Below are 10,059 nucleotides of genomic sequence, written 5' to 3' on the forward strand. Positions count from 1 at the left end.
CGCGATGACCTTCCGCATGCCCCCCGAGTGGGCCCCGCACGAGCGCACCTGGATGGCGTGGCCGGGCCCCAACGCCACCTTCACCGACGACGCGGAGCTGGCCGGGGCCCGCGCCGCCTGGGCGTCCGTGGCCCGCGCGGTGCGCCGGTTCGAGCCCGTCACGATGGTGCACGGCCCCGGCCAGGGCGAGTCCGCGCGCGAACTGCTCGGCCCGGACGTCGACCTGGTCGAGCGCGAGCTGGACGACGCGTGGATGCGTGACATCGGCCCGACCTTCGTCAAGGACGCACAGGGCCGGCTGGCCGCCGTGGACTGGGTGTTCAACGGCTGGGGCGCCCAGGACTGGGCCCGCTGGGAGAACGACGCCAAGATCGCCCGGCATGTCGCCGACCTGGCCGGGGCGCCGGTGCTCGGCAGCACCCTCGTCAACGAGGGCGGCGCGATCCATGTCGACGGCGAGGGCACCGTCCTGCTCACCGACACCGTCCAGCTCGGCCCCGGCCGCAACCCCGGCCTGACCCGCGCGCAGGTGGAGGCGGAGATCCACGCCAGGCTCGGCACCAGCAAGGCGATCTGGCTCCCGCACGGACTGGCCGGCGACTACGGCCGGTACGGCACCCAGGGCCACGTCGACATCGTCGCGGCCTTCGCCCGCCCGGGCACCGTGCTGGTGCACAGCCAGCGGGACCCCGCCCACCCCGACCACGCCCGCTCCCGCACGTACCTGGAGATCCTGCGCGCCGCCACCGACGCCGAGGGCCGCCCCCTGGAGGTCGTCGAGGTCCCGGCGCCCGCCGTCCTGAAGGACGAGGAGGGCGACTGGGTCGACTACTCCTACATCAACCACTACCTCTGCAACGGCGGCGTCGTGCTGTGCGCCTTCGACGACCCCCACGACGAGGTCGCGGCGGGCATCTTCCGGCGGCTGTTCCCCGAGCGCGAGGTGGTGCCGGTGGACGCACGTACGATCTTTGCCGGTGGGGGAGGCATCCACTGCATCACCCAGCAGCAGCCGAGGACCTAGAGGAGTCAGGGATGGCCGGTGCGCCCCGGGCGCGGAAGAACGCACCGCCCCGCGAGGACGTCCTCGCCGCCGCCGTGGAGATGATCGCCGAACGCGGTCTGGAGAAGCTCACCATGGCGGCGCTCGGCCGCGAGGTCGGCATGAGCAGCGGCCATCTCCTCTACTACTTCCGTTCCAAGGACGAACTCCTCCTCCAGGCCCTGGAGTGGAGCGAGGGCCGGCTGGGCGAGGAGCGGCGCCGGCTGCTCGCCCGCCCGCTCTCCGCCCGCGAGCGCCTGGCCGCCTTCGTCGACCTGTACGTCCCCGACGGCCACCGCGACCCGCACTGGACGCTGTGGCTGGAGGTCTGGAACCGCTCGCAGAACGCCGACGACGACGCCCGGGACCGCCAGGCCGCCATCGAGGGCGTCTGGCACCGCGACCTCGTCGCCCTGATGGCCGAGGGCGTCTCGCGCGGAGAGTTCCGTCCGGTGGACGCCGACCGGGTCGCGGCCCGGCTGCGCGCCCTGCTCGACGGCTTCTCCATCCATGTGGCCATCGGTCTGCGCGGCACCGACCGGGAGCTGATCCTGGGCCACGTCCAGGACTTCCTGGAGGAGAGCCTTCTCGCCTGAGGGACCGCGGGGTTCGCATTCTGAGACACCCCGGTCACAGCGGGTCGGTCTGTGCCAGACTGCCCCCGTGCTCTCGTTCGCCATGATTATTGGCAGCAGGCGCGCCGGTCCGCAGTGACTGCCTTCGTACGACCAGGTACGGGCGGACACCGTCGTCCTCGACCCGCGCGCAGACCTCTCGCACCCGCGAGGGGTTTTTCGCTTTTCTGGCCCACCCGCAGCCGGGAGCGCAAGCGCGAGGGACCATGGGGGGACGGTGGAGCCGGTCATTCCGGTAAGACCGAAGATCCACAACAGGAGCCTTGAGATCATGACCGAGACGGCAACCAGCGAGCTCGACGACTCGTTCCATGTCTTCGACACCACCCTGCGCGACGGCGCCCAGCGGGAGGGCATCAACCTCACCGTCGCCGACAAGCTGGCCATCGCACGGCACCTGGACGATTTCGGCGTGGGTTTCATCGAGGGCGGCTGGCCGGGCGCCAACCCGCGGGACACCGAGTTCTTCGCCCGGGCGCAGGCGGAGATCGAGTTCCGCAGCGCCCAGCTGGTCGCCTTCGGCGCCACCCGCCGCGCCGGCGCCAAGGCGTCGGAGGACCCGCAGGTCAGGGCGCTGCTGGAGTCCGGAGCCCCGGTGATCACCCTGGTCGCCAAGTCCCACGACCGGCATGTCGAACTGGCCCTGCGCACCACGCTGGACGAGAACCTGGAGATGGTCCGGGACACGGTCTCGTACCTGAAGGGGCAGGGCCGCCGGGTCTTCGTCGACTGCGAGCACTTCTTCGACGGCTACCGCGCGAACCCGGAGTACGCCAAGGCCGTCGTCCGCGCGGCGTCGGAGGCGGGCGCGGACGTCGTCGTGCTGTGCGACACCAACGGCGGCATGCTCCCGGCCCAGGTCCAGGCCGTCGTCTCCACGGTCCTCGCCGACACCGGCGCCCGCCTCGGCATCCACGCCCAGGACGACACCGGCTGCGCGGTCGCCAACACCCTGGCCGCCGTGGACGGAGGCGCCACCCATGTGCAGTGCACGGCGAACGGCTACGGCGAGCGCGTCGGCAACGCCAACCTCTTCCCGGTCGTGGCCGCGCTGGAACTGAAGTACGGCAAGAGGGTGCTGCCCGAGGGCCGCCTGCGGGAGATGACCCGGATCTCCCACGCCGTCGCCGAGGTCGTCAACCTCACCCCGTCGACGCATCAGCCGTACGTGGGCCTGTCCGCCTTCGCCCACAAGGCCGGCCTGCACGCCTCCGCGATCAAGGTCGACCCGGACCTCTACCAGCACATCGACCCCGAGCAGGTCGGCAACACCATGCGCATGCTGGTCTCCGACATGGCCGGCCGCGCCTCCATCGAGCTCAAGGGCAAGGAGCTCGGCGTCGACCTCGGCGACGACCGCGAGCTGGTGGGCCGGGTGGTCGAGCGGGTGAAGGAACGCGAGCTCAGGGGCTACACCTACGAGGCCGCCGACGCCAGCTTCGAGCTGCTGCTGCGCACCGAGGCCCAGGGCGGCAGGCCCCTGCGCTACTTCGAGGTCGAGTCCTGGCGGGCCATCGTGGAGGACCGCCCCGACGGCACCCACGCCAACGAGGCCACCGTCAAGCTCTGGGCCAAGGGCGAGCGCATCGTCGCCACCGCCGAGGGCAACGGCCCCGTCAACGCCCTCGACCGCGCGCTGCGGGTGGCGCTGGAGAAGATCTACCCCCAGCTCGCCAAGTTCGAGCTCGTCGACTACAAGGTCCGCATCCTCGAAGGCAAGCACGGCACCCAGTCCACCACCCGCGTCCTGATCTCCACGACCGACGGCGCGGGCGAGTGGTCCACGGTGGGCGTGGCCGAGAACGTCATCGCGGCCTCCTGGCAGGCGCTGGAGGACGCGTACACCTACGGCCTCCTGCGCGCGGGAGTGGTTCCGGCCGAGTAGGCGTCCCGACGCGGCGGTCCCTCGTGGTGCGCGGCCGTCACGAGGGGCGGCCGCGGTGAGCACCTGACGGCGCCGACGGCACGTCAGGGGGTTGTGCGTTCAGGTCCCGAAGCGTCAACGCCCCTGTTTCGGCCGCTCGTTACGCGCGTACCAGTTCTGGTGTGAAGTCTTGACGGCATGACGGACCACCATTTAACTCACGCCATGATCTAAGTCGTGATGAGACGTGACGAGAGTAGAGGGACCGTTCCATGCGAAGAACCGCCCTGCTCGCCTGCGCCACCTTGCTCACCGGACTCCTGCCGCTGGCCGCCCAGACCGCCCGGGCCGCCGACGACCCCGCCCCCGCCCCCGTCGACCGCTTCGAGGGCGAGGTGCCCTTCGCCGAACCTCCCGCGGACGGCATCTTCACCTGGGGCGGCGACACCGACGACCGCCCGGCGCTCGCCCTGCGCGCCCGCCCCGACGCCCCCGAGGGCGAGAAGGTCCTCGCCGGCACCTACGACATCAGCGGCTGGGGCGGCTTCACCCACGACTTCGCCTCCGCCCTGCCGCCCCACGACTGGTCGGCCCGCAAGGGCATCCGCCTGTGGTGGGAGGGCGACGGCACCGGCCGGCGCATCGTGTTCGAGCTGAAGGACGGCGGCGCCCACGGCGAGGCGTCCGAGCTGTGGCAGACCTCCTTCACCGACGACTTCACCGGCTGGAGGCAGATCGAGCTGCCGTTCGACCGGTTCGTCTACCGCACGGACTACCAGCCCGTCGGCGGCATCGACCAGATCCTCGGCCTCACCGAGATGTGGGGGTACGCCGTCACCCTCCCCGCCGGGGCGAAGGGCGGGTTCGCGATGGACGGCGTCGAACTCTACGGCCGCGCCGACCAGTCCGCGCGCGTCTCCCTCACCACCGACGCCGTCGTCCCCCTGAAGGAGGGCGCCACCGCCGAGGTCCGGCTCACCCTCGGCACCCGGGGCTCCGCCCCCACCGACGAGCCGGTCACCGTCGCCTACGAGACAGGCGGCGGCACCGCCACGTCCGGCACGGACTACACACCCGTCCGCGGCACGGTCACCTTCCCCGCGGGCACCCCCTCCGGCGCCACGCGCACCGTCCGGGTGCCCACCGCGAAGGACCGCGCGGCCGAGCACGCCGAGACGGTCCCGCTCGGGCTCACCGTCACCGGCGCCAAGGCACCCGCCGAGACCCCGCAGATCGTGATCGACGCCCACGGGCTGCCGTACCTCGACCCGAAGCTCCCGGTGGAGAAGCGGGTGGCCGACCTCGTCCCCCGGATGTCCCTGGAGGAGAAGGCCGGGCAGATGACCCAGGCCGAGCGCGGCGCCATGGCGAACCCCGGTGACATCGCGGGCCAGGCGCTCGGCTCCCTGCTCTCCGGCGGCGGCTCCACCCCCACCCCCAACACCGCCGGGGCCTGGGCGAAGATGATCGACGGGTTCCAGCTGCGCGCGCAGGCGACCCGCTTCCAGATCCCGCTGATCTACGGCGTGGACGCCGTCCACGGCCACAACAACCTGGCGGGCGCGACCGTCATGCCGCACAACATCGGCATCGGCGCCGCCCGCGACCCCGCACTCGCCCGCCGCACCGGCGCGGTCACGGCCGCCGAGGTCCGCGCGACCGGCGTGCCCTGGGACTTCGCGCCCTGCCTCTGCATCACCCGCGACGAACGCTGGGGCCGCTCCTACGAGTCCTTCGGCGAGGACCCGGCCCTCGTCGAGTCGATGGAGACGGTGATCCAGGGCCTCCAGGGCAGCGCCGACGGCCGCGACCTGGACCGCTCCGACAAGGTCCTCGCCACCGCCAAGCACTTCGTCGGCGACGGCGGCACCGCCTTCGGCTCCTCCACCACCGGCACGTACACCATCGACCAGGGCGTCACTAAGGTCACCCGCCAGGAACTGGAGGCCGTCCACCTCGCCCCCTACCGGGACGCGGTCGACCGGGGCGTCGGCTCGGTCATGCCCTCCTACTCCTCGCTCGACCTGGCCGGCGACGGACGGGGACCGGTGCGGATGCACGCCCGCGGCGACATGATCGACGGGGTCCTCAAGGACCGCCTGGGCTTCGACGGCTTCGTCATCAGCGACTGGAACGGCATCGACCAGATCCCCGGGGACCGCGCCTCGGACGTGCGCACCTCGGTCAACGCCGGTCTGGACATGATCATGGTGCCGTACGACTACAAGGAGTTCCGCACCGCGCTGGTCGACGAGGTGAGGGCGGGACGCGTCCCGCAGTCCCGGATCGACGACGCCGTCTCCCGGATCCTCACCCAGAAGTTCCGCCTCGGCCTGTTCGAGAAGCCCTACGCCGACACCCGCGGCGCCGCGGCGATCGGCTCCGCCGGACACCGCGCGGTCGCCCGGGAGGCGGCGGCGAAGTCGCAGGTGCTGCTGAAGAACGACCAGGGCCTGCTGCCGCTGAGGAAGAGCCAGAAGGTCTACGTCGCCGGGTCGAACGCCGACGACATCGGCAACCAGACCGGCGGCTGGACCCTCACCTGGCAGGGCGCCTCCGGCGGCATCACCCCCGGGACGACGATCCTGGAGGGCCTGCGCGGGGCGGGCGGCGACGTCACGTACTCCGAGGACGCCTCGGCCCCGACCACGGGCCATGACGTCGGTGTGGTCGTCGTCGGCGAGACCCCGTACGCCGAGGGCGTCGGCGACGTCGGCAACGGGCACGACCTGGAGCTCTCCGCCGCCGACAAGGCGGCCGTGGACAAGGTCTGCGCGGCGATGAAGTGCGCGGTGCTGATCGTCTCCGGGCGCCCGCAGCTCGTCGGTGACCGGCTCGACGGGATCGACGCGCTGGTGGCGTCCTGGCTGCCGGGCACCGAGGGAGCCGGAGTCGCCGACGTGCTCTACGGCCGCCGCCCGTTCACCGGGCAGCTCCCCGTCACCTGGCCGAAGTCCGAGGCGCAGCTGCCGGTCAACGTCGGTGACACGGCGTACGACCCCCAGTACCCCTACGGCTGGGGTCTGACCACCCTCACCAAGGCACCCGGGGGCGGTGCCACGACCCTGAAGGCGCTCGCGGTGGCGGCCGCCGCGGCCGAGCGGGCCGGGGCGGACGGGACGGGACGGGCCCTGGTCGCCAGGGCCCGGCTGATCGTCCAGCAGAAGGCCGGCCAGAGGATCACGGCCGCACTGGCCAAGCCCTTCGCGGACGCCGAGCACCTGTTGCTCACCGGGCGCTACGGGGCCGCCGCGGCACGGCTGAGCACCGCCTGGCACGCGGCCTGAGGGTCCGCTGCGGGTTCCTCCCCCCGAGTCCGCTCGGGGGGAGGTATGCCCAGTTCGCTCCGCTTCGGGTAGCTTCGTTGGTATGAAGGTCGCGCCATCGACCCGAGGTCTCGCCGGTCTGCTGATCGCGCTGACGCTCGCCGTCCTCACCGTGCTGACGGCGGGCGCCGGACCCGCCGGTGCGGCCACCGACGTGTCGACGATCGCCGCGGGGCTGCGCGAGCGCCCCGTCTACGTCGCCCCGGCCGCCCAGGACCAGCTGCCCGAGTCCGACGCCGAGGCGCTGCAGAAGAAGATCGAGGGTGCCGACAAGCCGCTGTTCGCCGCGGTCCTGCCCGCCGACCAGCCCACGGAGAACCTCTTCGCGAACCTGCGCACGGCCACCGGGATCACCGGCCTGTACGCGGTCCGCGTCGGCGACCGCTTCGACGCCCGCGCCGACTCCTCCGTGCTGTCCCGTGACGCGGTGCGCAATCTCGTCCGCAGCGTCCAGGACGAGGACGACCCCGTCACCCAGCTCGACGAGTTCACCGACCGGGCCCTCGCCAACATGGGCGGATCCGCCCCGGCGAGCTGGGACTCCTCCCCGGACCAGGGCGGAGCCTCCGCCGCCACCCTGGTCACCCTGGCCGCCGTCCTCGCGGCCGGCGGCGCGGGCGCCTATGCGCTGGTCCGCCGCAACCGGCGCCGCCACGAGGAGGCGCAGGCCGAGGCCCTGGGGAATCTGCGGGTCGTCGTGGACGAGGACATCACCGCCTACGGCGAGGAACTGGACCGGCTGGACTTCCACCCCGCCGAACCCGGCGCCGACGACGCCATGCGCGAGGACTACGAACACGCACTGGACTCCTACGAGCAGGCCAAGAGCCTCATGGACCGGGCCGCCCGCCCGGAGGACGTCCGCGCGGTCACCCAGGCGCTGGAGGACGGACGCTTCTCGCTGGTCAGGCTGGCCGCCCGCCGTGAGCACCGGCCGCTGCCGGAGCGCCGGCCGCCCTGCTTCTTCGACCCGCGCCACGGCCCCTCGGTCGCCGACGCCGACTGGACGCCCCCGGCCGGTGCGACCCGCCAGGTGCCCGTCTGCGCCGCCGACCGGGCCCGTCTCGCCGACGGCCGCGACCCGGTGATCCGTGAGGTCGACACCGCCTCCGGCCGCCGTCCCTACTGGGACGCCGGACCGGCCTACGGCCCCTGGGCCGGCGGCTACTTCGGCGGCGGCATCCTGCCCGGCCTGCTCATCGGCACCATGCTGGGAAGCGCCATGGCGACCCCGGCGTACGCCGCCGACTACGGCTCCGGCTACGGGGACTTCGGCGGCGGCGGGTACCAGGGCGGCGACGTCTCCGGAGCGGATTTCGACTCCGGCGACTTCGGCGGGGGCTTCGGCGGCGGGGACTTCGGCGGGGGCGGGGGAGGGGACTTCGGCGGCGGGTTCTGAGCCGGGCCCCTGCGCCGCGGGCCCTCGGTTCCCGGGCACAGAGGACAGGAACTGTCCTGTATCCCGTCTACGGTGCCGTCATGACCGACCGGAACGCCCCTCAGGACGACGCCCTGCTGTTCGAGACCGCCGCCGCACTCGACACCTGGCTGACGGAGCACCCCGCGCCCTGTCCGGGCCTGTGGGTGAAGGTGGCCAGGAAGGCGTCGGGCCTGCCCTCCGCCACGGCCGACGAGATCAACGACGCGGCGCTGTGCCACGGCTGGATCACCGGGCAGCGCAGATCGCTCGACGGCTCCCACTACCTCCAGCGCATCACCCCGCGCCGGCCCGGGAGCCTGTGGTCCATGGTCAACGTCCGCCGGGTGGCGGAGCTCGCCGCCGAGGGCCGTATGCGCCCGGCGGGCCTCGCGGAGGCGGAGGCGGCCCGGGCGGACGGACGCTGGGAGACGGCCTACGAGTCGCAGAGGAACGCGACGGTGCCCGACGACCTGGTCCGGGCCCTGGAGGACAGCCCGCGCGCGAAGGCGGCGTTCGACCGGCTCGGCCGGAGCGACCGGTACCAGGTCATGCTCGGCCTGCTCCAGGCGCGCACACCCCGCAGCAGGGCGAGCCGGCTGGCGGCGGCGGTCGCCGGGCTGGAGGCGTCCTGAACGCCGAGCGCCCGCCCTCCCGACCCGGGGGAGTCGGAGGGCGGGCGCGCTCGGGGGGTGATGCCGTCCGGGCCGGAGCCGGACGTCACGCGTTCTTGATCGCCGAGATGTCGAAGTTCAGCTTGATCTTGTCGGAGACGAGGACGCCACCGGTCTCCAGCGCCGCGTTCCAGGTCAGGCCCCACTCCGAGCGAAGGATCTCCGCCTTGCCCTCGAAGCCGACGCGCTCGTTGCCGAACGGGTCCTTCGCGGCGCCGTTGAACTCCAGGTCGATGGAGAGCGGCCGGGTCACGCCGAGGATCGACAGTTCGCCGGTGATGCGGTAGTCGTCCCCGCCGAGGGCCTCGGCGGCGGTGGAGCGGAACGTCATCGCCGGGAACTCGTCGGTCCGGAAGAAGTCGGCGCTCTTCAGGTGCCCGTCACGGTCGGCGTTGCCGGTGTCGATGCTCTCCATCTTGACGTCGATGGAGGCCGAGGACCGGGACGGGTCGGCGCCGTCGAGGTGCAGCGAACCGGAGAAGTCGAGGAACTTGCCCTTGACGTTGGTCACCATGGCGTGCCGGGCGACGAAGCCGATCGTGGTGTGCGCGGCGTCGATGCTGTAGTCGCCGGTCAGCGCGGCCAGGTCCGGGTTCACGGCGGCTGCGGTGGCGGTGGTGGTCTCGGTGCTGTCCTTGCGGCCGAAGATGCCCATGATCTGCTCCTTGGGGGGACGGAAGCTGTTGAATCTTCAACGAGCTGAACGCTTACGACCGTAGACCTATTCCGTTCAAAGTTCAACATCTCTGGGGGTGTCGGTTCCGGACATCCCGCGTATGGCCTACCGTGTCGATCTGTCATGACCCCTGGCCGTTTTGTAGACCCCCTACAGGCCGTACGCCCCCTGAGCAGTCGAAACGGCTGCATGCACCCCTGGTTCTGTTCAGGGCTACCAGGAAAACGGGCCGGAGACTGTACGGAGTCGACGGCTCGCAATCCTTGTCGGGCTTCGTATGGTCACTACATGACCGTTTTGGAAGAGACGACGGGTGAGGCCACCGACGCGCGCGGGCGGGTCGCCGAGCTGCACGGGATCCGTGCGCAGGCGATGGCCGGGCCGAGCGAGAAGGCGACGCAGGCGCAGCACGCCAAGGGCAAGCT

General features: G+C 72.2%; 7 protein-coding genes and 1 pseudogene. 7 read left to right on the forward strand and 1 reads right to left on the reverse strand.

Translation table 11 applies throughout. The features are described from left to right. Positions 1 to 4: 4 nt before the first annotated feature. From ACIQGV_RS35440 to ACIQGV_RS35465, 6 genes are all read left to right on the forward strand, one after another. Entirely contained in the window at positions 5 to 1,024 is a 1,020-nt protein-coding gene (locus tag ACIQGV_RS35440; protein ID WP_402502518.1) for an agmatine/peptidylarginine deiminase, read from the forward strand. Positions 1,025 to 1,035: 11 nt separating this feature from the next. Then, entirely contained in the window at positions 1,036 to 1,638 is a 603-nt protein-coding gene (locus ACIQGV_RS35445) for a TetR/AcrR family transcriptional regulator (RefSeq protein WP_402502520.1), read from the forward strand. 310 nt (positions 1,639 to 1,948) lie between these two features. Continuing rightward, a complete protein-coding gene (gene cimA, locus ACIQGV_RS35450) occupies positions 1,949 to 3,562 on the forward strand; it encodes a citramalate synthase (RefSeq protein WP_402502522.1) in 1,614 nt (537 codons plus the stop codon). 251 nt (positions 3,563 to 3,813) lie between these two features. Further along, a complete protein-coding gene (locus ACIQGV_RS35455) occupies positions 3,814 to 6,828 on the forward strand; it encodes a glycoside hydrolase family 3 N-terminal domain-containing protein (RefSeq protein ID WP_402502524.1) in 3,015 nt (1,004 codons plus the stop codon). Positions 6,829 to 6,910: 82 nt separating this feature from the next. Continuing rightward, entirely contained in the window at positions 6,911 to 8,266 is a 1,356-nt protein-coding gene (locus ACIQGV_RS35460) for a hypothetical protein (protein WP_402502527.1), read from the forward strand. Between the two features lie 80 nt (positions 8,267 to 8,346). Next, positions 8,347 to 8,919 (forward strand): YdeI family protein, encoded by a 573-nt coding sequence (locus ACIQGV_RS35465; protein WP_402502530.1) that lies wholly within the window; start codon positions 8,347 to 8,349, stop codon positions 8,917 to 8,919. A gap of 85 nt (positions 8,920 to 9,004) precedes the next feature. Here the strand turns inward: ACIQGV_RS35465 and ACIQGV_RS35470 are convergent, their stop codons facing one another. After that, entirely contained in the window at positions 9,005 to 9,613 is a 609-nt protein-coding gene (locus ACIQGV_RS35470; protein ID WP_402502532.1) for a YceI family protein, read from the reverse strand. A 210-nt stretch (positions 9,614 to 9,823) separates the two neighbouring features. On the opposite strand from ACIQGV_RS35470, the pseudogene ACIQGV_RS35475 reads away from it, so the two are divergent. After that, a pseudogene (locus tag ACIQGV_RS35475) lies at positions 9,824 to 10,059 on the forward strand (methylmalonyl-CoA carboxyltransferase); the annotation flags it as partial.

This window comes from Streptomyces sp. NPDC093094 (genome assembly GCF_044754345.1).
Classification (GTDB): Bacteria; Actinomycetota; Actinomycetes; order Streptomycetales; family Streptomycetaceae; genus Streptomyces.